The sequence below is a fragment of the Sphingopyxis sp. USTB-05 genome, assembly GCF_023822045.1.
GTDB lineage: Bacteria > Pseudomonadota > Alphaproteobacteria > Sphingomonadales > Sphingomonadaceae > Sphingopyxis.
This window is the reverse complement of record NZ_CP084712.1, coordinates 3,466,232-3,489,632: the sequence shown is the minus strand read 5'-3', so window position 1 is coordinate 3,489,632 and position 23,401 is coordinate 3,466,232. Positions and strand designations below refer to the sequence as shown.

The window sequence follows — 23,401 nt, the reverse complement described above, 5'->3', positions numbered from 1 at the left end:
CAAGCGCGGCCAACTGTGAAAGACGGCAGTTTAGCGCTTTTCAGCAGAAAGGCGTGACATCAGGATGGCAGCGCGCGTCGCCTGCCGGCTGATGCTGGGGATATCGACCGCTTCGCCCGGCGCATGGTCGCCGGTACTGTACGGCCCGAGTCCCGCGAGCCCGTCGACGTCGGCGGCGACGAAGCTGATATCGCCCGCGCCGCGCTTCAGCGGATCGAGCGGCGCCATTTCGGCAAGGCCGAGGTCGCGGTTCACGCCATTGAGTTTTGCGAGCAGCGCACGGTTTCCATCGGTCGGCGCCATCGACGGATAGCCGCCCGGATCGAAGCTCAGCTTGGCGTCGGTACCCGGCGCATGCTCGGCGACGATCGCGGCCATCTTCGCTTTCACCCGTTCGATTTGTTCGGGCGACAGCGCGCGGAGGTCGCCGCGCGCGATTGCGATCGGCGCGATGATGTTTGTCTTGCCGTTCACCGTCGCGCGTATGCCGCCCGCGTCGAGTTCGGCCTGCTGCCCGCCCGCGATCAGCCCGACGTTGAAGGTGAGGTTCGGTTCGGGGAGTTCGGTGCGGAAACGGTAGACGATCCGCGTCAGCTCATAGATTGCGCCGTCGCCCGCCGCGGCGCTGAAAATGCCGGAGCTGTGCGCGCTCTTGCCCGTGGCGGTGACGGTCCAGCTATCCGACGAGCGCCGTGCGACGGACCCCATGTCCGCGCCATTGTCGCGGACGAGCCCTTCGAAATCGAGCGCAACGTCGCTGCGCTTGCCTGCATCGATCAGGTCGGCGCGCGCCTTTTCGATCGGGCTGCCCGAATCCTCTTCGTCGCCGGTCATGTGGATTTCGATATTCGCGTCCTTGAGCGTGCCGGCGGCCTTCATCGCGCGTAGGGCCGCGACGATCACGACCATGCCGCCCTTGTCGTCGCCCGCGCCGGGTCCTTCGCCCATATCGCCCTTGCGTGTGAACTTCTGGAACGGCGAGTCGGGTTCGAACACCGTGTCGAGATGCGCGATGAGGAGCAGGCGCTTGGCATCGGGCTTGCCTGTATGCGTCGCGATCAGGTGGCCGGCGCGGCCGGTATCGCGCATCGGTTTCCATTCGACCTTGAAGCCTAGCGGCTCGAGTTCGGCGCGCATCATCGCTCCGACCTTTTCGACGCCTTCCAGATTCTGCGAGCCGCTGTTCTGGTTGACGAGCTTTTCGAGCAGGGCCAGCGAGCGCGCCTGTTCGGCGTCGACCGTTTTCGCCATGCCGCTTTCGGCCTTCGACAGCTTTGCTTGCGCTGCCGGGATCAGCGCGAGTTGAAGGGCGACGATAGCGGCAAAGGGCAATGATTTCATGGGGAGGCCTCCTATGGAGGCGCCCTTGTGCCGTGCCTTTCCGTTCGCGGCAAGCGTTCAGCCGGACAGTCGCTCCGCGACGTCAGTTTCGCGGACGCACCATGAAGATGTTGCCCGACACGCTGACGATATAGAGGTTGCCCGCGCTGTCCTCTCCGAAAGACGCGAGTTGCCGGAGCGTGTCGACATCGGGCCTGAAGTCGTCGTTGCGGTTGGCGAAACGCGACGATGGCAATGTCTGTCCTTGCGCGAAGTCGGCGAACGGCAGCGTCCACACATTGGCCGAGATGAAGTCGCCAAAGACATATTGTCCGCGCAGCGATGCGATCGGTCCGCGATAGACATAGCCGCCGATCACGCTGCGGCCGAGGGCGGGCGCATATTCTGCGACCGGTGGCGTGAGACCTGAGGGCGGCGTGCCACGGTTGACGCGTGTTCCCTCCATGAAGGGCCAGCCGAAATTGAGTCCCGGCGTACCGATTGGCAACATGCTGATTTCTTCCATATTGCTCTCCCCCACGTCGCCGATCACCAAGGTCGATCCCTGGAAGGACGCCCGGAACGGATTGCGGAGGCCGCGTGCGAAGACATAGGGGTCTCCGCCACCGGAAATATAGGGATTGCCCGGCGCCGGAACGAAGCGATTGGCGTTCGCCGGATCGACCGCGAGCCGCAGTATCTTGCCGAGGCGCGAATTCGTGTCCTGCGCGGGGTCGCCGCCCGTGGCGCCGTCGCCAATAGCGACATAGATGTTGCCATCGGGACCATAGCCGATCCAGCCGCCATTGTGATTGGAGGAGTCGGCGTGCGGAACCGATAGAGCGGTTATATAGGTCGTCTCAGGCGACGCGGTGCCCAGCGTGTAGCGGCGGACCTGCACCGAGCCGTCGGGCCCGGTGGCGACGACCATCAACTGGTTCACATTGTTTGGATTGACGGCGAGCCCCAGCAGTCCGCGTTCGCCGCCCGACGAAAGATCGGTGATGTTGAGAACGCGCGTGCTGCTGCCGGTCGTCGGATTGAACCGATAGACCCCGCCACCATTCTCCACGACATAGACGTTGTTGCTGTCGCCGGGGATCGGCGCAAGATAGACGGGCCGGCTGAAGCTGGTCGATCCGACGGGCGCCACGCGCCCGACCGAGATTCCGTCGGCGCTGTTGGTCACGGTGATGTTGACCGTCAGCGTCGCACTCGCGCGGCCGTCGCTGACGCGGAGTTGGACGTTGTAGACATTGTTGCGATCGGCATCGGTCGGCGCGGAATAGTTCGGCGCGGTGTTGAACCGGAGTGCACCCGCGGACGTAATCGAGAAAACCCCCGCATCGGCGCCGCCGTCGATGCTGAATGTCAGCGCATCGCCGTCGGGATCGCTTGCGGTGGCCTGATAGGCGCTGGTGGTGTTTTCGACGATGCTTGCAGTCTGTGCCGAGGTGAAGCTGGGCGGAGAGTTGCTGGCGGGTGGCGGCGTGCTGCCGCCTCCGCCCCCTCCGCCGCCGCCGCACGAAGCGAGGATCAAGGGGAAAAGGGCGGCAAAAACTCGCATCCGCATGGGCAACAGCCTTTCGCAATCGAACGAACCCGGCGGGCAGCCTGTCACCCATCGGCGGGGATCGCAACCTCGCTGATTTACCAACTTATATATTGGAATCGGTTCGTCTCAGGCGAGCTCCTTGACCTCGTCGAAATCGTCCAGCTTGTCGAGCGCGTCGCGGGCGATTTTCCGAAGGGCGGAGCGGTTCACCATCAAGCCCTTCGACCCATCACCGGTCAAATCGTCGATCGTGAACGCGACCTTCGTTCGGCCCGGCGCCAATTCTTCAAAGGTGAATTTCAGCCCCGTCTTCAACGCGCCATCGTCGACGCTGTAGATCAGGTGCGTTTCGCGCGGGATTTCCATCGCAACCGCAATCTTCACCTTTTGCGCATCGGGCCGCTCGTCGGGGATCATCTTGTCGAATCCGGGTTCGCCCTTTTGCACGATGAGCTCATAGAGCCGTGTCGATCCGCCGTTGGTGACGAGCGGCAAGCCGGTGAAGGCGCTGTCGTTACCGAACATCTTCGCGAACACCTCCTCGCGCGGCGCGGCAACGATGCGTGTCTCGTTCGCCAGCTCGGCAATCTTGCCGCAGCCGGTTGCAAGCAGCATCGCGATGATCGGAACTATCATGCGAAACATTGAATATCCCCCCGATTCGTCCTGCTATTAGCGCGTTCGGCTTATCAAAAAGTAATCGCCAGAAAGTCGACGGGGTGTAAAGTATGTTTGACAGATCGGCTGATGATATGTAAAGAGTTCTTTACAGGAAGGGCCTTGGCTGTTGGAAAATCGGGTTCGCGAATATCGGGAGAAGGCGGCGTGGAGCCAGGGCGAACTCGCTCGCCGGCTCGGCGTGTCGCGCCAGACGATCAACGCGGTCGAAACCGACAAATACGACCCCAGCCTGCCGCTTGCATTGCGCATGGCTCGATTGTTCGGGCTCGAGGTACGCGAGCTGTTTGTCGATCATTGGTTGCCGGAGGACGAAGGATGAACAAGGCCGTGACAGGAAATCGGGCGTCGCAGGTCAAGGCTTCGGCCCTCAAGATGCTGGTGGGCGCGATGGTGGGCGCGGGATTTTCCGCGGCGGCGCTTGCGCTGGCGGGCGCCGGGTTGCTCGATGCAATGGGCCCGTCGCGCGTGGCGCTGGCCGGCGTCGGCCTGGTCTATCTGCTGATGGGGGCCTTCGTAGGCTTCGGCCTTGTTGCACCACAGGCGGGCGCGAAGCTCCTCAACGTCGGCGATGCCGACGAACTGCGTGACGAGCGCAGCACGCTTGCGCAGTCGACCGCAGTCATGGGCATCACGGGGATCGTGCTCGTCCTGCTCGCGTTGGCGCGTGGGCCGGGATTCGCGGCGGGGCCGGTTTCCGCCGAAGTTGCGATCGGCGCGCTGCTCCTGTCGACCGCCGCGGGCGTGTGCGCAAGCTGGCGGTGGCGTGGCGCCTTCGACGAGTTGAGCTGGCAACTCGGTCTCGAAGGCTGCCTGTGGGCCTTCTGCCTGAGCTGGGTCATTCTGTCGCTTTGGGCGGCGGCCGATTTCCTCGGCTTCGGCGCGGTGCTCTCACCGATCGACGTCGTCACGACGCTTTCGGCTATGTTGCTGCTGGGTTCGTTCGTCGCGATCGGAAAGCGCGGAATGATGACCCGCTGACGAAAAAGGGCGCCCGGTTCCCCCGAACCGGACGCCCTTCCTTAGGCGATCTGACCCTGTCGGATCAGGCGCTGTAGTACATGTCGAACTCGACCGGGCTCGGCGTCTGTTCGAAACGATAGACCTCGTCCCACTTCAGTTCGACATAGGCTTCGATCTGGTCCTTGCTGAACACGTCGCCCTTGAGCAGGAAGTCGTGGTCGGCGAGCAGGCTGTCGAGCGCTTCGCGGAGGCTTCCGCACACGGTCGGGACTTCGCTCAACTCTTCGGGCGGCAGGTCGTACAGATTCTTGTCCATCGCGTCGCCGGGGTGGATTTTGTTCTGGATACCGTCGAGGCCCGCCATCAGCAGCGCCGAATAGCAGAGATAGGGGTTCGCCATCGCGTCGGGGAACCGGAACTCGACGCGCTTCGACTTCGCGCCCGCACCGTACGGGATGCGACACGAGGCCGAACGGTTGCGGCTCGAATAAGCGAGCAGCACCGGAGCTTCGAAACCGGGGACGAGGCGCTTGTAGCTGTTCGTCGTCGGGTTGGTGAAAGCGTTGAGGGCTTTGGCATGCTTGACCACGCCGCCGATGAAATAGAGGCACATGTCCGAAAGGCCAGCATAGCCGTTGCCGGCAAAGAGCGGCTTGCCCTTTTCCCAGATCGAGATGTGGGTGTGCATGCCGCTGCCATTATCGTCCTTGATCGGCTTCGGCATGAAGGTCGCGGTCTTGCCATAGGCGTGCGCGACCTGGTGCACGACATATTTGTAGATCTGCATGCGGTCGGCGGTTTCGGTCAGCGTGCCGAAGGTGAGGCCCAGTTCGTGCTGCGCGGCGGCGACTTCATGGTGATGCTTGTCGCAGGGCAGGCCCATTTCGAGCATCGTCGAGACCATTTCGGCGCGGATGTCGACGGCGCTGTCGACCGGCGCGACAGGGAAATAGCCGCCCTTGGCACGCGGACGGTGCGCAAGGTTGCCGCCCTCATAGCTGCGGCCGGTGTTGGTCGGCAGTTCGATATCGTCGATCTCGAAACCCGACTTGTTGTAGCCGGTTTCGAAACGGACGTCGTCGAACATGAAAAATTCGGCTTCGGGGCCGACATAGACGGTGTCGCCGATGCCGGTCGAGGCGACATAGGCCTCGGCGCGCTTCGCGGTCGTGCGCGGGTCGCGGGCATAGCCTTCGCCGGTCGACGGTTCGACGATGTCGCAGAAAATCACCAGCATCGGGGTGGCCGAGAAGGGATCATCATAGACGGCATCGAGGTCGGGCTTCAGGATCATGTCCGACTCGTTGATCGCCTTCCAGCCTTCGATCGACGAGCCGTCGAACATCAGGCCGTCTTCGAGTTCGTCCTCGCCGAGGATCGACGCGACCATGGTCAGGTGCTGCCACTTGCCCTTGGGGTCGGTGAAGCGCAGGTCGACCCACTCAATGTCGTTTTCCTTGATCCGCGCGATGATATCCTTGGGCTTCGTAGCCATCGTCTATGCTTCCTTCTTGCGAAATGGTCCGGCGTGCCGGGGGTTGTCGGGTTTTCGAAAAATGCGAAAGATTAAAGCGCGTCCTCGTTGCGTTCGCCGGTGCGGATACGGAGCGCCGTTTCGACCGGGATGACGAAGATCTTGCCGTCGCCGATGCGGCCAGTCTGCGCAGCGGCGGCGATCGCCTCCACCACACGTTCCGCCATCGAGTCTTCGACGATGACTTCGAGCTTCACCTTGGGCAGAAAGTCGACGACATATTCGGCGCCGCGATACAGTTCGGTGTGACCCTTCTGCCGTCCGAAACCCTTGGCCTCGGTGACGGTGATGCCGCTGACACCCACTTCGTGCAGCGCTTCCTTCACTTCGTCGAGTTTGAACGGCTTGATGATCGCCTCAATCTTCTTCACGCTTTTCGTCCCCCTTTGGGCTGGCCGCCGCTCCTTGCGCGTCAAGCCGGATCAGGCGTGCCTGGTCCGGTCTGCCGTCGAGTCGGTGCGATGTCCCGCCATCTTGCACCAATCAAAAGCCGTGCCAATTGGCGAATCGCGGGGATTTGGTAAGAAATTTGAAACGAAAGAACGCTGCTGCCCAAGGGCTGGGCAACGACGTTCTTCGGCTGCCTAAATTTTGAGCAGTCAGCGTCCCATCGGCGCCGAGGAGTCGGCCAGATTGGCTTTGGTCCAGTTCGACCGCTCGATGACATAGGCGCGAATCGCCTCGGCATCGGCGGGGGTGAGCACATTGGCGAAGCTCACCATGCCGCGGTCTTTCAGGGCGCCGCCGATTACGACGCCCTTCCACGCCTCGGCATTGGCGAGGGTGCCCGAGACGCGCAGGTCGGGGGTGAAGCCGTTGCCGATCGCGCTGTCGCCGTGACAGACGATGCAATAGCGCCCGAAATGCGCCTTGCCTGCCGAAACCTGCGCCGGCGATGCGGTCATCGGCGGCGGGTTCCATGCGAGCGCGGCGGAGGACGGCGGAGCAGGGAGTTTCACCGTGCCGCCAATCTTCATCACGACAAGGCGCGGGATGTTCGGGATCTTGCGCGTCGCGCCGCCCGCGACCCCGGCGACAAGCGGAAAGGCGCCGCCCTTGCTCGTCATGAACGCCACATATTGCACGCCGCCGACGCGGAAGGTCGAGGGCGCGCTGACGATCCCCGATTGCATGTCGAGGTCGAGCAATTGCTTGCCGGTGTCGGCGGTATAGGCGCGGAAGCGACCGAGGCTGGTGCCCTGGAAGACAAGATTGCCCGCCGTGGTCATCGTACCGCCGTTCCACGCCGCGGGGTGGTCGACCGCCCATGCGACCTTGCCGGTGCGCGGGTCGAATGCCACCAGCCGCCCGGTGGTCGCGGCGACCGCGGCGCGGAACGCTGCCTTGTCGTCGGGGAGCATCGTGCCGGTCAGCGTGGTACCGATGTTGAACCCGACGACCTTGCGTTTGTCGAGTTCGGTCATGTCGGCGAGATAGCCCTGCGGGATTTGCTGCGCGGGGATATAGACGAGGCCGGTTTTCGGATTGTAGCTCATCGGGTGCCAGTTGTGTGCGCCAAGCGCGCCGGGGATCGCGATGAACGGCTTGCCGGTCTTGTAGAAGCGCGCCTCGGGATTCTCGATCGGGCGGCCGCTGGCGAGGTCGTAACCCGTCGCCCAGTTGATCCCGTCAACGAAGGGCTTGGCGTCGATCAACTTGCCACTGGTGCGGTCGATCGTGAAGAAGAAGCCGTTCTTCGGTGCATGGTACAGCACCTTCGTCGGCTTGCCGTTCATCGCCTGTTCGGCGAGGATGATCGGCTGGGTTGCGGTATAATCCCACGTCTCGCCCGGCGTTTCCTGATAATGCCATTTATATTTGCCGGTCGTGGCGTCGAGCGCCACGACCGAGGACAGGAACCAGTTGTCGCCCTCACCATTCGAGCGCGTGCCATGGTTCCATGGGTTGCCGTTGCCGACGCCCAGATAGATTTGGTCCAGATCCTTGTCGTAAACGATCGCGTCCCAGACGGTGCCGCCGCCGCCTGAGGTCTGCCACTCGCCTTTATCGGACCAGGTCGCGTTACCCTTTGATGCGAAGATGTCATCGGACGCCGCGCCGTCCTTCGCCTTGGTCGGATTGGGCGCGGTGTAGAAGCGCCAGCGCTCCTTGCCGGTGTCGGCGTCATAAGCGGTGACATAGCCGCGCACCCCGAATTCGGCGCCGCCGTTTCCGATCAGCACCATATCCTTCACGACGCGCGGCGCGCCCGTGATCGTGTAGGGTTTCGACGTGTCGAAGGTCTGCGTCGACCACAGTTCCTTGCCGGTCTTCCTGTCGAGCGCGATCAGGCGGCCGTCGAGCGCGCCCACGAAGACCTTGTCGCCCCACACCGCAACGCCGCGGTTGACGACGTCGCAGCAAGCAGAAACCGCTCGCTCGCCGGGGACCTTGGGGTCGAACTTCCACAAGGATTTACCGGTCGCGGCGTCCCAAGCGCTGACCTTCGACCAGGCATGGGTGACATACATTACGCCGTCGACGACGACGGGCGTTGCTTCCTGTCCGCGCGCATCGTCAAGGTCGGCTGTCCAGGCGATACCGAGCTCACCCACATTTTCGTCGTTGATATCGGTCAGCGGACTGAAGCGCTGCTCGTCATAGCTGTAACCGATCGCGCCCCAATTATCGCCATTGCCGCCGGTCTTGAGGAGGGTCTCACTGGCTTTCTCGGCATCGTCGATCGATCCGCCGCCTGAAACACTGTCGTTTTTCGACGCGTTGCATGAAGCCAGTGCCAGTGCCGCGCAGCCCAGCAGCGCGGCCGTAAAGACCCGTTTCGCCATCCCTTGCTCTCCCGTTCGACGCCTATCGTTGACGTTAACGTCAAGACTGCGCCCGAAGGCGCATGTGCGCAAGCGGGAAAATGGGGGGTGAGGGCGGGGGGCTCTCCTATCGTGACCCTCGAACGAGACACGTGGCTCGCTCGACTTGATTCGGGGTGTGTGCAGGCAAGCGCCGCGTTGAAAGTCATGGACCCCGGATCAAGTCCGGGATGAAGAAACTGGAGTCGTCACGCGGATTATTGCCAGGGCGGCGCGTTCAGACCTTTGGGGCTGGCGGTGAAAATCTCGCAGCCGGTTTCGGTGATGCCGATGCTGTGCTCGAACTGCGCCGAGAGCGAACGGTCGCGGGTGACCGCGGTCCAGCCGTCGGCAAGCATCTTCACCGCATATTTGCCGGTGTTGATCATCGGCTCGATGGTGAAGAACATGCCGGGGCGCAATTCCGGTCCGGTGCCGGGACGGCCGGCGTGGACGACTTCGGGCGCGTCATGGAACATCTGGCCGAGACCATGGCCACAGAAATCGCGGACGACCGAATAGCGATGTCGCTCGGCGTGGGTCTGGATCGCGTGCGCAACGTCGCCCATGCGGTTACCGGGCTTTGCCTGCTCGATGCCGAGCATCAGGCATTCGTAAGTGACCTCGACGAGGCGCTTCGCCTTGATCGGCACATCGCCGACCAGATACATGCGGCTGGTGTCGCCGTGCCAGCCGTCGACGATGCTGGTGACGTCGATGTTGACGATATCGCCCTCGCGTACCGGCTTGTCGTCGGGGATGCCGTGGCAAACGACGTGGTTGATGCTGGTGCAGCAGCTATGCGTAAAACCGCGATAACCCAATGTCGCGGGGATGCCGCCGCCATCGAGCATCATCGTGCGGACAAGGTCGTCGATTGCGGCGGTGGTAACGCCGGGCTGGACGAAGGGAACGAGCGCGTCGAGGATTTCAGCCGACAGCCGGCCCGCCTTGCGCATGCCGGCAAAGCCAGCTTCGTCATGCAGCTTGATCGTGCCGTCGCGAACACGGGCGGGGGCCGCGGCGTCGGCAGCGGTTACGGAGACATAGTCGTACATGCGAGTGATATAGTCGCTGGAGGCTGAAAAAGCGAGGGGCGGCCATCGGCCGCCCCGTCACCTTACTCCGCAGCCTTCTTCGTCTTGTCGGCTTTCGCCTTGCCCTTGCCGGCCTTGGGCGCGGCGGGGGTGATTTCGAAGGCGAGCGGATTGCCGACATGGGCGTCTTCGCCGGTCTTCATCTTTACCTTGACCTCGCCGCCGTGGACCAGCTTGCCGAAGAGCAGTTCCTCGGCGAGCGGCTGCTTGATCTTTTCCTGGATCAGGCGGCCCATCGGACGCGCGCCATAGAGCTTGTCATAGCCCTTGCCGGTCAGCCATTCGCGCGCCGCATCGTCGAGCTGGATGTGGACGTTGCGGTCGGCGAGCTGCAGTTCGAGTTCGAGGATGAACTTGTCGACGACGCGCGCGACAACCTCGGGCGGCAGATAGCCGAAGGGTACGATCGCATCGAGGCGGTTGCGGAATTCGGGGGTGAACATGCGTTTCACCGCCTCTTCCTGCACATCCTCACGCGTCGACTGGCCGAAACCGATCGACTCGCGCGCCATGTCGCTGGCGCCCGCGTTGGTCGTCATGATCAGGATGACGTTGCGGAAGTCGACAGTCTTGCCGTGGTGATCGGTAAGGCGGCCATTATCCATCACCTGCAGCAGGATGTTGAACAGGTCGGGATGCGCCTTTTCGATCTCGTCGAGCAGCAGCACGCAATGCGGATTCTGGTCGATGGCATCGGTAAGCAGACCGCCCTGATCATAGCCGACATAGCCCGGCGGCGCGCCGATCAGGCGGCTGACCGAATGGCGTTCCATATATTCCGACATGTCGAAGCGCTGGAGCGGGATGCCCATGATCGAGGCGAGCTGCTTGGCGACCTCGGTCTTGCCGACGCCGGTGGGGCCCGAGAAGAGATAGTTGCCGATCGGCTTTTCTGGATCGCGTAAACCCGCGCGGCTCAGCTTGATCGCCGACGAGAGCACCTCGATCGCGGTGTTCTGGCCGAACACGACGCGCTTGAGGTCGGTTTCGAGGCTGGCGAGCGTTGCCTTGTCGTCGGTCGACACCGACTTGGGCGGGATGCGGGCCATCGTCGCGATCACGGCCTCGATTTCCCTGGCGGTGATCGTCTTCTTGCGCTTCGACGGCGCGACCAGCATCTGCATCGCGCCGACCTCGTCGATCACGTCGATCGCCTTGTCGGGCAATTTACGATCGTTGATGTAACGCGCCGACAGGTCGACCGCTGCGTTGATCGCGTCCTGCGTGTAACGCACCTGATGATGCGCCTCGAACGCGCTGCGCAGGCCCGCGAGGATTTTCTTCGTATCCTCGAGCGTCGGTTCGACCACGTCGATCTTCTGGAACCGGCGAAGCAAGGCGCGGTCCTTTTCAAAATGGTTGCGGAACTCCTTGTACGTCGTCGAACCGATGCAGCGGATGACGCCGCCCGACAAAGCGGGCTTGAGGAGGTTCGACGCGTCCATCGCGCCGCCCGAGGTGGCACCTGCGCCGATCACCGTGTGGATCTCGTCGATGAACAGGATCGCGTGCGGCAGGCCTTCGAGTTCGGTCACGACCTGTTTCAGCCGTTCCTCGAAATCGCCGCGATAGCGCGTTCCCGCGAGCAGCGCGCCCATGTCGAGCGAATAGATCACCGCGGGCAGCAGCACCTCAGGCACGTCGCCTTCGATGATCTTACGCGCGAGACCTTCTGCGATCGCGGTCTTGCCGACGCCGGGATCGCCGACATAAAGCGGGTTGTTCTTGCTGCGGCGGCAGAGGATCTGGATCGTGCGATCGACCTCGGCGCTGCGGCCGATCAGCGGGTCGACCTTGCCGCCTTTCGCCTTCTCGTTGAGGTTGACGGTGAACTGGTCGAGCGCGGTTTCTTTCTTGTTCTTGCCGTCGGCCTTTTCCTTGGCCTCTTCCTTTTCCTCGGGCTCGGCCTGCGGTGAGGGCTTGCCGCCCTTGCCGACGCCGTGGCTCAAATAAGAGACTGCGTCGAGGCGCGTCAGATCCTGCTGCTGCAGGAAATAGACGGCATAGGATTCGCGTTCGGAGAACAAGGCGACGAGGACGTTGGCGCCCGTCACTTCATCCTTGCCCGACGACTGGACATGCAGGATCGCCCGCTGGACGACACGCTGGAAGCCCGATGTGGGCGATGGGTCGCTATGTCCTTCGACCTTCAAACTGTCGAGCTCGGTGTCGAGATAGTGGACGACCGCCGATTGCAGGTCGTCAAGCGCGACGCCGCAGGCGCGCATCACTTCGGCGGCATGATCGTCATCGATCAGCGCATAGAGCAGATGCTCGAGCGTCGCATATTCGTGGTGACGCTCCGAAGCGGCCTTCAGCGCGTTGTGTAGTGTCTTTTCGAGGCTTTCCGAAAAGGACGGCATGGTCTTCATCTCCTTGCGGGGACCAGGCCGGGGAGAGCGGCCCCCTTAGAAATGCAACGTGGCGATGCCGCCGCCCCACCGCAAGGGAAAAGCGGTCGGCTTTGTGAAATTACGATGACGGCGGTTGCGGCGCGGTTAACGGGGTGTTCGGAATTTGGGGTGTGGGCGCATCATTGGGGTGAGCGGGCGTGGCTTGTTCTTCCTTCGTCATCCCTGACTTGATCCGGGATCCCGTTTTTTTTGCGCGCCCGCCGGCTCCGGTATCAAGCGGGACCCCGGATCAAGTCCGGAGTGACGATGATGGAGCATGTCCAAAAGAGGTCGCTAGCAGTCCTCGCCCACCCCGGACTCCCAGCAAAAAGAAAGGGGGCCGAAGCCCCCTTTCCGTTTAGCGTTTCAAACCGTCAGTTGAACGACGGTGCCGGCGGGACCGGCGGCGGGGGTGCGTCCGCGTCGTCTTCATGCACTTCGACATGGCCGAGGCCCACGTGGCTGCGCGAACGGCTGTAGACGAAATAGACGACCAGCCCGATCGCGGCCCAGATCAGGAAGAGGTTGATGCTCTTCTGGTCGAGGTTGAAGAAGAGATAGAGGCAACCAAGGATCGCAATCGGCGCCGTGATATAGATCAGCGGCGTCTTGAACGGACGATGGCGGCCCGGATCGGTGCGGCGGATCACCATCACCGCGATCGACACCGCGGCAAAGGCGAAGAGCGTACCCGAGTTCGAGATGTTCGCCAACTGCCCCACGGGGAAGAAGGCGGCGAACAAGGCGACCGCGATACCCGTGATGATCGTGATCACGTGCGGCGTGTTGAACTTCGGATGGATCTTCGAGAAGGCCTGCGGAAGCAGACCGTCGCGGCTCATGACGAAGAAGATACGGGTCTGGCCGAACATCATCATCAGGATGACCGACGGCAGGGCGAGGCCGGCGGCGAGGCCGATCAGGTTGCCGATTTGCGGCCAGCCGATTTCGCGCAGCGTCCATGCCAGCGCTTCCTTCGAGCAGACGACCGCCTGGTCGCCGATCGCGCCGCATGCAGCGGCGAGTTCGCGGCTGCCCGGTTCAAGCGCATGGCCCGCGGCGGCGTCGATGCCAACCGGCTGCGCACCGACGGTGCCGATGACACCGGCGGCGACGAGCAGATAGAAGACGGTGCAGATCGCGAGGCTGCCGATCAGGCCGATCGGCATGTTACGCTGCGGATTCTTCGTTTCCTCGGCCGCGGTCGAGACCGCGTCGAAGCCCACATAGGCGAAGAAGATCGAGGCCGCAGCGGCGCCGATGCCGCCGATGCCGAGCGGTGCGAAGGGTTCGAAATTCTCCATATTCATCACGGGAACCGCGAGGATGATGAAGAGCGTCAGGGCCAGCACCTTGATGACGACGAGGATCGCGTTGATCGTCGCCGATTCGCGCGTGCCGATGACGAGCAGCATCGTGACGAGGCCCGCGATGAACATCGCCGGCAGGTTGATCATCCCGCCGTCGAACGGTCCGAGCACCCATGCCGAAGGTATGTCTATGCTGAACGCATGTTCGATCAGCCCGACGACATAGCCCGACCAGCCGACCGAAACGGCGCCTGCGGCGACCGCATATTCAAGGATCAGCGCCCAGCCGACCATCCATGCGATGAGTTCGCCCATGACGGCGTAGCTATAGGTGTAGGCCGAGCCTGACACGGGGACCATCGAGGCCATTTCGGCATAGCAGAGCGCGGCAAAGGCGCAGACGAAGCCGGCAATGATGAAGCTGATCATCATGCCTGGACCAGCCTTTTGCGCGGCTTCGGCGGTCAGCACGAAAATCCCGGTCCCGATCACGGCGCCGATCCCCAGCATCGTGAGCTGGAAGGCGCCGAGCGTGCGCGTAAGCGACTTTTTTTCCGCTGTCGCCAAAATGGCATCCAACGGCTTTACGCGGTCAAATAGCATAATCTTCCCCTTGTGAGCGGCTGAAACTGCCGCCCCTTCTCTTGGCGGGACAGACTAGCCGCTCCGCGCGTCAGCGCAACTTAATTTCAGGGGCTGGTGCCGCTTACCGTACCGTAAAGCGCACGCGGTCAATCATTCGGCCGCCCGGATCAACTAGCGCGAGCATATGAACCCCGGGACGCGGCAGGATCTGTTGCCCCGCATCGGCGTCGCCGAGCGGCTTCTTGTCGAGGATCAGGCGATAGCCAGCGACCGATCCGCTCACCGTTACCGCGAGCCGCTGGCGGTCGATCGGGATGTCAGGGTCGAGCGCGTAGACGCTGCCGCTGACCGGGCTGGTGATACGCGGGCGGCGCGCGGCTTGCGGGGCGGCGGCCATTTCGCTTTGCGCGGTGCCCGCCATGAAATATTCGCGGCGCGGCGGTTCGCGGGTGCCGGAGAGAGTGATCTGGCGGACTTCGACCCCGCTCGGCATGGCGGGAGGCTTGCCGGGGGTGCCAGCGTGGAGCGCGAGCATCACGTCGCGCCAGACGGGTGCGGCGCCCGAGGTGCCCGAGACGGCGCGCATCGAATCGCCCTCGAGATTGCCGACCCAGACGGCGACGGTGAAGCGGTCGGACCAGCCGATGCACCAATTGTCGCGCATGCCCTTTGATGTGCCCGTCTTGGCGGCGGCCCAGAAGGGGAGGCGGAGGGCGCTGTCGGAGCCGAAGGCGTCGGTGCGCGCCGAGGCGTCGGCAAGGATGTCGCCGACGATGAAGGCGGCGGCAGGGCTGACGATCTGGCGTGGCGGATGTTGGCGAAGGTGCCGCGTAATGTCAAAGCTGACCGGCGACCACTTCCCCATATTTGCAAATGTTCTGAAGGCATTGGCTTGTTCTACGAGCGAAACTTCGGCCGATCCGAGCGCCAGGCTGAAGCCATAATATTCACCATCCTCGACCAGGCCATGATAGCCGAGCGCCCAGAGGCGGTCGCGGAATTGCTGGACGTCGTCGATCACGAGCGCGCGGACCGCGGGGACGTTGAGCGACGAGGCGAGCGCGTGGCGCACGCTGACCGGCCCCTTGAAGCTGTGGTCGTAATTTTTCGGGACATAGAGCCCCGACGCGGTGTCGAGCTGGACCGGGCTGTCGTCGAGGATCGACGCGGCGGTGAGCCAGCCATGTTCGATGACCTGCGCGTAAAGATGCGGCTTGAGCGTCGAACCCGCCTGCCGCCGCGCGTTTGCGCCATCGACCGACGCGGCGGTCGATTTCAAACCGACGCCGCCGACATAGGCGAGCACTTCGCCCGTCGCATTGTCGAGCACGACGACCGCGCCGTCGCGGACACGGTCCGAACCCAGCCCGGCGAGCTGGCGGCGCAGCGCGACGATTGCGGCGGTCTGGATACGGCGGTCGATCGTCGTCGTGACGCGCTTGCCGGGTTTGTCGAGCAGACGGACCGCGAGATGCGGCGCGAGCGCACGATCGAAGCGCGCGGCATGTTCGCCCGACACCAATGTCGCGGCGGCGGCGCGGACCGCGGCGCAATCCTTCGCCTTCGCGACGCGGCAAGCGCGGCGGCCCAGCGCTTTGGCGTCGGCGGCCGGATTGGGGAGAAGCCCCGCGAAAAGCGCGGCGTCGGTGCGGTTCATTTCGGCGGGCTTCTTGCCGAACAGACTTTGCGCGCCCGCGCCGATCCCTTGCGCCTCGCCGCGCAGCGGCACGAGGTTGAAATAAGCCTCGAGCATCTGGTCGTGCGACCAATGCGCGGCGAGCGCCTGACCGGCGCGCATCTGGCGAATCTTCGTTCGCCAGTCGCGCTTGCCCGGCTGCGCGAGCGTGGGATCGATGAAGGCGGCGAGCTGCATCGCCAGCGTCGAAGCGCCGCGCGAGCGGTCGCCGGTCCACCTCGCGCGGATCGCGCTGGCGATTGCGAGCCAGTCGACCCCGCCGTGCGACCAGAAGCGGCGATCCTCGCTTTGCACGACGGCATCGCGGACGGCAGGGCTGATGTTATTCAGCGGCACCCAAGCAAGGCGGCGGCGCTGGAAATTGACGCGCTCGCTGTCGAGCAGGCGGCCGTCGCGGTCATAGAGCCACGCTTCGCTGGGGCGCCAGTCGGCGCGGACCTCGGCATAGTCGGGCATCGCCGGGGGGCGGGTGAAGAGATGCGCGACGGTGACGAGAATGAGCGCGCCGAGCGCGAGCCATGCGAGAGCATCGCGCCAGTGCGGGAATTTGGTCCAAATAGTCATTGATGAGGGGCCTAGCCGTCACCCATCATCTCGTCATTGCGAGCGGAGCGAAGCAATCCAGGGTGCGACAAGCCGCTCTGGATTGCTTCCCCCGGATCAAGTCCGGGGTCGCAATGACGGAAGAGAAAAACGCTCGCGATGACGTCAAGGCAAAGCCTCCCGACATCACTGCCCGACGCTCGCCACCGTCATCGGGGCGTTTGGCCATTGGCCGCGGATCGCGGGCGAATACATCGCTTCGACGCGCGTCTGCGGCAGAGTGAAGCGGCCTGAGCCGTTCAAGCGGACGACATATTCGACCGCATGGGTGCCCGCGGGCATCCAGCCGAAATAGCCGCGCCAGCTGTCCTTGCCGCGTTCGACATAGCTTGGCTGTGCGCCCGATCCGCTGGCCTGACTGCCGAGCATTTCGGACTGGCCGCCGAGGTTGCCGACGATCGTTGCGCCCGGCGCGATCGGATCGTTGATCACGACCCACGTCCGGCCCGCGGCCGCGACGACCTCGATCCGCACCTTGATCACGTCGCCGCGCGTCAGCTGATCCTTGTTCGCCGCCTTGACGATGCTGACCGAGCGCTTGATCCGGTAACCGGCGTTGAGCGGTTCCTTCAACGGCACCGCCGCCTTGACGCTGACCGTGGCCCATGGTGCGCCGGTGCCGTCATGCTTGAGGCTCATCGTCGCCGCGTTCAGGGCAACGCGTAGCGGCGAGATGGGCTCGGCGGGGAGCGGCCAGCTTTGCGAGGCGGTGCCGCCCGCAAGGCTGACGTTGGTGACGCCGGTGATCGCATTTGCCGGATAAAGTTCGGCGAAGCGGCGAACGGTGACGGCGCCCCAGGCGTTGGCGGGGGTGGTGTCCCAATGGCCCTTGCGCTGGCGTTGCGCGACGCCGACCATCAGCTTGCCCGCGTCATCTTCCCAGCCCTTGCGGCCCAGCACAGCCTCCAAAGCCTTGATCGCCATTTCGTCGCCGCTGGTCATCATCCACCACGGTGCCTTGGCATCGTCGACGAGGTCGAGGCGCGTGCCTTCGTAGACGAGACGCTTGCGAAGCTCGCCCTCGGCCGCGGTGCGCAAGGCGGGGGCATTGCGGACGCCGGGGGTGCGTTCGATCGCGACGAGCCAGTCGGCGAGCGTGCTGGTGGCCATGTCGATCGGCGCGACGTCGATCGCCGACACGAGCTGCGCGCTCGACGCGTTATTGCGTGCGAGCGCCGCGAGTGCCGCGATGCGGACCGGGCGGATGTCGTAAGGGCCATAGCCTTTACGCGTGAGGCGCCCGTCGACGACCGCCTGCAACGCCTTGACCATCTTGGCCTTCGACGCCTCGGGGATCGCGAAGCCGTTCGCCGCGGTGATGCTGAGCACATAGGCGGTGAGCTCGATCGACCCTTCGAGCCGCTCGTTCGGCCAATAGCGCAGCAGTCCGTCGTCATCGAGATAGGTCGGCATCGCGCCCGCCAGCGCCTGCCAGCGCCCGATGTCGCCGAGCGCAATTGCGCGCGAAGTCGACTGTTCAAAGCAATTATAGGGATAGGCGCTCATATAGTCGCGCACGCCCGTGAGCGGCGGCGCGAGCGTGCCCGCAAGTGCGATATCGACATAACCGCCGGGCAGCGCGCCCGCCGGGATGCCGATCGGCAGCGTCGTATTGGGGCCGACGCGGAACAGGCTGGCGGCCCAGGTTTCGACAGGGACGGCGGGTTCGACGGTCTGTTCGAAGACAAGCCGGTCGCGCTGCTTGCCGCCCTTGGCGACCGCTTCGACCGTCCATTCGATCGGGCCGGTTGTTTCGGGCGCGGTCATCGACCAGCTGATCGGCACGGCGCCGCCCGCGGGGATCGTGACGGTCAGCGGCGGCGCGGTGGCGACGGCGGGCGACAGCGTCGGGGTCGCGGTGACCTCCATCGGCTTGTCGGTGCCGTTGCGCAGCGTGAAGCGCGCATCATAGGTGTCGCCGGTTCGCACGAGTTCGGGCATCCCGGCAAAGATGCCGAGATCCTGCACGGTGCGGACGGTGGTCTCGCCGGTGCCGAAATATTGCGATCCGTCGGTCGCGATCGCGACGAGGCGGAAGCCCGACAGATTGTCGCTGAGCGGCACGTCGACGGTCGCGCGGCCCTTGGCGTCGAGCGGAACATTGCCCTTCCACAGAAGCACGGGGCGGAAATCCTCGCGCGTCAGGCCCGACAGGTCGCCGCCGCCGCCGCCGCCCGGTTCGAGCGCCTTGCGGCCATAATGGCGCTTGCCGACGACCTGCATCTGCGCGGTCGAGGTGAGCACGTCGAGCGTGCGTTCGCCCATCATCGCGTCGATGACCTGCCAGCTCTCGTTCGGCGCGAGCTGGAGCAAGGCTTCGTCGACTGCCGCAAAGGCGACGTCGGCATTTTTGGGAGCCTTGCCGCCCGGCGTCTTGACCTCGATCGCGACCTTGGCGGTCTCGCGGACCGAATATTTCTCCTTGTCGGCCGAAACCTTCACGCCAAGCTGATGGCCTTCCCACCCAACCTTGATGCGCGCGATGCCCATGCGATAGCTGGGCTTGGCCAGATCGACCAAAGCGGTCGGCGGGGCACCTTCGCTATTCTCGATCTTGAAACCGACCGCGCGTTTCATCTTGCGGAACCAGCTTTCGTCGCCGGTCACGCGCCCGCGCACCGCCATCACCGAGACATAGACGTCGGGCGCATAGGTTGCGGGAAGCTTGAGCTTCACGACCGGATTCGTGCCCTTCAAAGGAACGACAAAGCTCGACAGCACGCCCTCGCGTTCGACGGTGACGAGCGCGGTCGCTTCACGGAACGGCATGCGGACCTGGAAGCTGGCGGTGTCGCCGGCGGCATAGCGCGGCTTTTCGGCGATGACGTCCATGCGGTCGCCATTGTCGCCGCCGAACCACCATTCATTGTCGCCCGCGAGCCAGACCGAGCGGACGGCGCGCGCTTCGTTGCCGTCGGCGTCGACGGTCGTTGCGACGACGGTGACTTCGCCCGAGATGCCGGGTGCCATCGCGCAGCTTGCGCGGCCAAGCTTGTCGGTCGTCGCGGTGCAGGTCGCATCGAGGCGCGTCGTGCGCATCTGATTGTCATAGGCGTAGAAACCGCCGATCAGGCGGCGCCGCGCGGTGATGATTTCGCGATTATAAAGCGCGACCTGCACGCGCTTGCCGGAAATCGGCTTGCCGTCCAAATCGAGCGCGATGAAATTGAGGCGCAGATCATTGTCGCGCATCAGCCAGCCGTCGGTCTTGAGCCCGAGGCGGACGGCGGAGGGGTAGAGGGTGATGCGGCGGCTCGACGTCAGCGTCTCGCCATTGGCATCCTCATAATCCATTTCGACCGCCATCAGCGTCGGTTCGGTGATCGGCTGGTCGACTGCGACGCTGGTCGTCGCGGCGCCATTGGCGTCGAGCTTCAAAGGCACCGAGCGCGCGAGCGGCAGTTCGGCGGAGGGTTCGTCGCCGCTGTCGTCAAGCTGGACGACGCCTTCCTTGACCGGCTGGCCGTCGAAATCCCAATCCTTGTAATCCTGCGGCGGCGACCAGCTCGACTGGAAGTTGGTGCGCAGCTCGACGGGGATATTCGGGGCGGGACCACCCGACAGATAGCCGACGAACAGCGACAGCGGCACGGCGGTCGGACGCACGGGTGACGTCTTTGGCCCGGTGACCGTCGCCTTCATCGTCGGCAGGCGATATTCGTCGACGCGGACCGACTGGCCCGACCAGATCGTCTTGTCCTCGCCATCCTTATCCTTGGTGACAAAGACAAGTTCATAGTCGCCCATCGGCGCCGAGGCGGGGACGTCCCAGACGGTCTCGCCGCTGCCCGTCGCGGCAATGGCGAAAGGCATTTCGAATTCGGTGTCGGAGCCGCGGTGGACGAGGCGCAATTTGCCCGCGAGCGGCTGTGGCGTCATGAAGCCGGTGCCGACGGGGCGGCGGAGCAGATGCTTCATATGCACCGTCTCGCCCGCTTTCACGAGTGCGCGGTCGAAGACGGTGTGGAGGATGTCGTTCCGTTCCGACCAGCCATAGGGAAAGTCGAAGTCATAGGGGCGGATGCCGTCACCCCAATCGGTGAGCGTGAAGCTGAAATCATCGCCCGCGCGCGCGCTGACCATCAGTGCATGGCCCTCGCTGGTCGACGGATCGGGATCTTCCTCGCAGCTCGAATAGGTTTCGGGCTGGGGCAAGCCGCCCGCAAAGGCGAGGCGCCCCGCCTTGTCGGCGGTGCCGCGCGCGAGCAGGCGCCCGGTGCAGCTGTCCGAAACGCGGATTTCGGCGCCCGCGACGGGAAGCCCGGTGTCGAGCGCGGTCACCCATGCGAGCGAACCCTCGCGGCCCCATTTGAAATGCACCGCCATATTGGTGACGAGCGCCGCGGTCGCGACATAGCGCGTCGATTTGCGGCCGAGCAGCGCGGCGCCCAGTTCGGGGCTGGCGATCTCGACGACGTGGAAGCCTTTTTCGGTCAGCGGGATGCCGACGACTTCAAATTCCTTGCCGCCGCCGGGAGGCGACAGCTGCATTTCGCGGCGTTCGCCGCCCGCAGGGGCGTCGGCAAAGACCGATTTGGTGCCGGTGTAATTGACCGTGACCTCTTTGCCGGTGCGGTCCTTTTCCTCGCGATAGTCGGTGTCGTCGGCGTCATCGACACGCTTCAGCCAGCGTGCGATCGCGGCATCATCGTCGCCGACCTTGAGCGCGGTCGCGGGCATTTTGAGGTTCGACTGAACCATCGTGCCTTCGACGCCGCGGACAGTGACGGGCAGCACGCCGCCTTCGCCGGCTTCGAGAATGCCGAATTCGGCGGCGAATTTGACGAGCGGCGGGGCGCGGTCGATGTGGAATTTCAGCGGGAAGTTCGACTGATTTTGCAGCTTGCGGCCGCTCTGGTCGGTGACGTCGGCGGGCAGGACGAGCGTCGCGTCGACATTTTGCGGCAGCGGGCCGGTGAAGCGGACGCTCGTCAGCCAGGCGTCATTCTTGTCGTCGTCGTCGATCTTGGGCGTCAATTTCTTGCCGTCGCTGGTGTTGAGCGTCGCGGCAAGGATCGTTTCGCGCGAAACGGGCGAGGCGAAGCTGAGCGTCACATCCTTGATCGGGTTGCAGCCTGCCTGCGGATTGATGCGGCTGCACGACATTTTGGCGGTGAAGGCGGGGCGCACATCATGGTCGAAGCGCTGGTCGCGGCCCGCGGTGCGGCTGGGCACGCCCGCCTGGCTGATACGCGCGTCCCAGACTAGCGCCATCTCGCGACCGGGGGGCAGCGGGCGGCGGCATTTGACGGGGACGATGCGGTCGAGCGCAGCTTCGCGGTCGGGGCCGGCGGCGGGAAGGCGCTGCGGCAGACCGGCGTCATAGGTGAAGGACTGGCGCGACCAATTATTGTCGCCGAGGCCGGTCAGAATCTGCGTTGCCGTCTCGCGCGGCAGGACGTCGACGGGAATCTTCTCGCCGATACCGTCGACGGCGCAATAGGCAAAGCGGCCGACCGAGGCGCGATCGGCGGCGACATTGGTGGCGACGAGGAAGACCTGATCCTCTTCGATATCTCCGTTCATCCCGCCCGCGAGGACAGCGCGCGCCGAGGGGCCGCCGGTATCGAGCGCGAAGTGGCTGTTGCCGACGACAGACACGCCGCGCGCGGTCTTGAGCCCGTCGCGCAGTTCGACATGACAGGCGAGGCCGCCGGGGAGCGGCTTGTCAAATTCGAGCACCCAGGTGCGCGTGTCGACCCAGCGTCCGGTCGCGGGCAATTTGCAGTCGTTGGTCGCGGGGGCGGCGGCGCGGGGATCGCCGAGCGGGACCATGTCCTCGGAAAAGCGCAGGGTGAAGCGCGTGATCGTGCCGTCGCCGGTGCCCGAGCTGCCCGCGGTGGCGAGCGTCACCTGCGGCACGGTGTCGGCGGCGGTCGCGGCCATTGCGAGGCCGAGCGGGACGATCAGCGCCAATTTTGCCTTGCTGGCCAATGTCGTAGCCAGCGCGCGCCATCCGATGCTCATCGTCAAATCCCCCGGTTCAGTCGGACATCATCCTGCTGGAAAAGGGGGGCAAAGTCCACCCGTCGCCGCGCATGGCGCACGGTTAGTCGCGGTGCGGGAAAATGCTGTGACGGCGGTCATAGACGGCGCCCGAATATCAGCGCGCGAGCATCGGTCCGAGCTTTTGCCCCGCGAAAATATGGACGTGGAGGTGCGGGACTTCCTGGTGGCTGTCGACGCCGATATTCGCGAGCAGGCGGTAGCCGGGGGCGACGAGGCCCTGATCGCGTGCGACCTGGCCCACTGCGCGGACGAAGCCCGCGATCTCGGCATCGCTGCCGCGCTCCGAAAAATCGTCCCAGCTCACATAGGCGCCCTTGGGGATCACGAGGATGTGGAGCGGCGCCTGCGGGTTGATGTCGTGGAAGGCGAGCGCAAACTCATCCTCATAGACGGTTTTCGACGGCAGTTCGCCGCGCAGGATGCGCGCGAAAATATTGCTGTCGTCATAGGGAAGCGTCGCGTCGATCGGCATAAGGAGAGCTCCTATTGAGGGCGGCTGGCTTTTTCGGCGTGACCCGAGGTGCCGTGGCGGCGGTCGAGCTCGGCGGCGATCATGTCCCACGTCAGCCCGCGCTCGGCGATCAGGATGGAAAGGTGGAAGACGAGGTCGCTCGCCTCGCCGATCAGCGCGGGATCATCCTCGCTGACGGCAGCGATCACCGCCTCGACGGCTTCTTCGCCCAGCTTTTGCGCGATCTTGCCGCGGCCTTTTGCGGCGAGGCTCGCCACATAGGAAGCGTCGGCCGCGCCCGCCGCGAGCCGGTCGTGGATGACCGCTTCCAGCCGTCCCAGCGTCTCGCCCATTGCCCTGCTCATCGCCCGATCCCTTCGCGCCGCTCATTCGCCAGCGTGCC

General features: G+C 64.4%; 15 protein-coding genes. 2 read left to right on the top strand and 13 right to left on the bottom strand.

What is annotated here, in order from left to right; genetic code table 11:
• Nucleotides 1-30 precede the first annotated feature (30 nt).
• From KEC45_RS16270 to KEC45_RS16260, 3 genes are all read right to left on the bottom strand, one after another.
• Nucleotides 31-1,341, bottom strand: coding sequence for a M20/M25/M40 family metallo-hydrolase (locus KEC45_RS16270; RefSeq protein ID WP_062176540.1), 1,311 nt, complete (start codon nt 1,339-1,341; stop codon nt 31-33).
• A gap of 82 nt (nt 1,342-1,423) precedes the next feature.
• Nucleotides 1,424-2,893 carry a PQQ-dependent sugar dehydrogenase gene (locus tag KEC45_RS16265; protein ID WP_062176543.1) on the bottom strand — a complete coding sequence of 490 codons (1,470 nt, stop codon included), beginning with the start codon at nt 2,891-2,893 and terminating at the stop codon, nt 1,424-1,426.
• A gap of 108 nt (nt 2,894-3,001) precedes the next feature.
• On the bottom strand, nt 3,002-3,520 hold the full coding sequence (locus KEC45_RS16260; protein WP_062176546.1) for a hypothetical protein: 519 nt from the start codon (nt 3,518-3,520) through the stop codon (nt 3,002-3,004).
• 142 nt (nt 3,521-3,662) lie between these two features.
• On the opposite strand from KEC45_RS16260, the gene KEC45_RS16255 reads away from it, so the two are divergent.
• Nucleotides 3,663-3,875, top strand: a complete 213-nt coding sequence (locus tag KEC45_RS16255; RefSeq protein WP_062176548.1) for a helix-turn-helix transcriptional regulator — start codon at nt 3,663-3,665, stop codon at nt 3,873-3,875.
• Between the two features lie 8 nt (nt 3,876-3,883).
• A complete protein-coding gene (locus KEC45_RS16250) occupies nt 3,884-4,534 on the top strand; it encodes a hypothetical protein (protein ID WP_252171148.1) in 651 nt (216 codons plus the stop codon).
• Nucleotides 4,535-4,598: 64 nt separating this feature from the next.
• On the opposite strand, the gene glnA is transcribed toward KEC45_RS16250, so the two are convergent.
• From glnA to KEC45_RS16200, 10 genes are all read right to left on the bottom strand, one after another.
• A complete protein-coding gene (glnA, locus tag KEC45_RS16245; RefSeq protein ID WP_062176552.1) occupies nt 4,599-6,011 on the bottom strand; it encodes a type I glutamate--ammonia ligase in 1,413 nt (470 codons plus the stop codon).
• Between the two features lie 71 nt (nt 6,012-6,082).
• Nucleotides 6,083-6,421: a P-II family nitrogen regulator gene (locus tag KEC45_RS16240; protein ID WP_037518110.1), complete on the bottom strand. Its 339-nt coding sequence runs from the start codon at nt 6,419-6,421 to the stop codon at nt 6,083-6,085.
• 228 nt (nt 6,422-6,649) lie between these two features.
• The gene (locus KEC45_RS16235) at nt 6,650-8,836 is read right to left on the bottom strand and encodes a PQQ-dependent dehydrogenase, methanol/ethanol family (RefSeq protein ID WP_062176555.1); all 2,187 of its coding nucleotides are present in this window, start codon (nt 8,834-8,836) and stop codon (nt 6,650-6,652) included.
• Between the two features lie 236 nt (nt 8,837-9,072).
• Nucleotides 9,073-9,912 carry a type I methionyl aminopeptidase gene (gene map, locus KEC45_RS16230; protein WP_062176558.1) on the bottom strand — a complete coding sequence of 280 codons (840 nt, stop codon included), beginning with the start codon at nt 9,910-9,912 and terminating at the stop codon, nt 9,073-9,075.
• Between the two features lie 62 nt (nt 9,913-9,974).
• Complete coding sequence (gene clpA / locus KEC45_RS16225; protein ID WP_062183326.1) at nt 9,975-12,314, bottom strand: ATP-dependent Clp protease ATP-binding subunit ClpA; 2,340 nt, start codon at nt 12,312-12,314, stop codon at nt 9,975-9,977.
• Nucleotides 12,315-12,718: 404 nt separating this feature from the next.
• Nucleotides 12,719-14,257 (bottom strand): amino acid permease, encoded by a 1,539-nt coding sequence (locus KEC45_RS16220; protein WP_062176561.1) that lies wholly within the window; start codon nt 14,255-14,257, stop codon nt 12,719-12,721.
• Between the two features lie 103 nt (nt 14,258-14,360).
• Nucleotides 14,361-16,499, bottom strand: a complete 2,139-nt coding sequence (pbpC, locus tag KEC45_RS16215; protein ID WP_062176564.1) for a penicillin-binding protein 1C — start codon at nt 16,497-16,499, stop codon at nt 14,361-14,363.
• A gap of 165 nt (nt 16,500-16,664) precedes the next feature.
• Nucleotides 16,665-22,505 carry an alpha-2-macroglobulin gene (locus KEC45_RS16210; protein WP_062176566.1) on the bottom strand — a complete coding sequence of 1,947 codons (5,841 nt, stop codon included), beginning with the start codon at nt 22,503-22,505 and terminating at the stop codon, nt 16,665-16,667.
• 136 nt (nt 22,506-22,641) lie between these two features.
• On the bottom strand, nt 22,642-23,019 hold the full coding sequence (locus tag KEC45_RS16205; protein ID WP_062176570.1) for a histidine triad nucleotide-binding protein: 378 nt from the start codon (nt 23,017-23,019) through the stop codon (nt 22,642-22,644).
• Nucleotides 23,020-23,030: 11 nt separating this feature from the next.
• On the bottom strand, nt 23,031-23,363 hold the full coding sequence (locus KEC45_RS16200; protein WP_062176573.1) for a phosphoribosyl-ATP diphosphatase: 333 nt from the start codon (nt 23,361-23,363) through the stop codon (nt 23,031-23,033).
• Between the last annotated feature and the right edge of the window lie 38 nt (nt 23,364-23,401).

Bases quoted from the DNA above. Each gene is read 5' to 3' on its own strand.
- glnA (WP_062176552.1), bottom strand. From the start codon at position 6,011: ATGGCTACGAAGCCCAAGGATATCATCGCGCGGATCAAGGAAAACGAC.
- KEC45_RS16265 (WP_062176543.1), bottom strand. From the start codon at position 2,893: ATGCGGATGCGAGTTTTTGCCGCCCTTTTCCCCTTGATCCTCGCTTCG.
- KEC45_RS16235 (WP_062176555.1), bottom strand. From the start codon at position 8,836: ATGGCGAAACGGGTCTTTACGGCCGCGCTGCTGGGCTGCGCGGCACTG.
- clpA (WP_062183326.1), bottom strand. From the start codon at position 12,314: ATGCCGTCCTTTTCGGAAAGCCTCGAAAAGACACTACACAACGCGCTG.
- KEC45_RS16270 (WP_062176540.1), bottom strand. From the start codon at position 1,341: ATGAAATCATTGCCCTTTGCCGCTATCGTCGCCCTTCAACTCGCGCTG.
- KEC45_RS16210 (WP_062176566.1), bottom strand. From the start codon at position 22,505: ATGAGCATCGGATGGCGCGCGCTGGCTACGACATTGGCCAGCAAGGCA.
- KEC45_RS16200 (WP_062176573.1), bottom strand. From the start codon at position 23,363: ATGAGCAGGGCAATGGGCGAGACGCTGGGACGGCTGGAAGCGGTCATC.
- map (WP_062176558.1), bottom strand. From the start codon at position 9,912: ATGTACGACTATGTCTCCGTAACCGCTGCCGACGCCGCGGCCCCCGCC.
- pbpC (WP_062176564.1), bottom strand. From the start codon at position 16,499: ATGACTATTTGGACCAAATTCCCGCACTGGCGCGATGCTCTCGCATGG.
- KEC45_RS16260 (WP_062176546.1), bottom strand. From the start codon at position 3,520: ATGTTTCGCATGATAGTTCCGATCATCGCGATGCTGCTTGCAACCGGC.
- KEC45_RS16220 (WP_062176561.1), bottom strand. From the start codon at position 14,257: ATGCTATTTGACCGCGTAAAGCCGTTGGATGCCATTTTGGCGACAGCG.
- KEC45_RS16205 (WP_062176570.1), bottom strand. From the start codon at position 23,019: ATGCCGATCGACGCGACGCTTCCCTATGACGACAGCAATATTTTCGCG.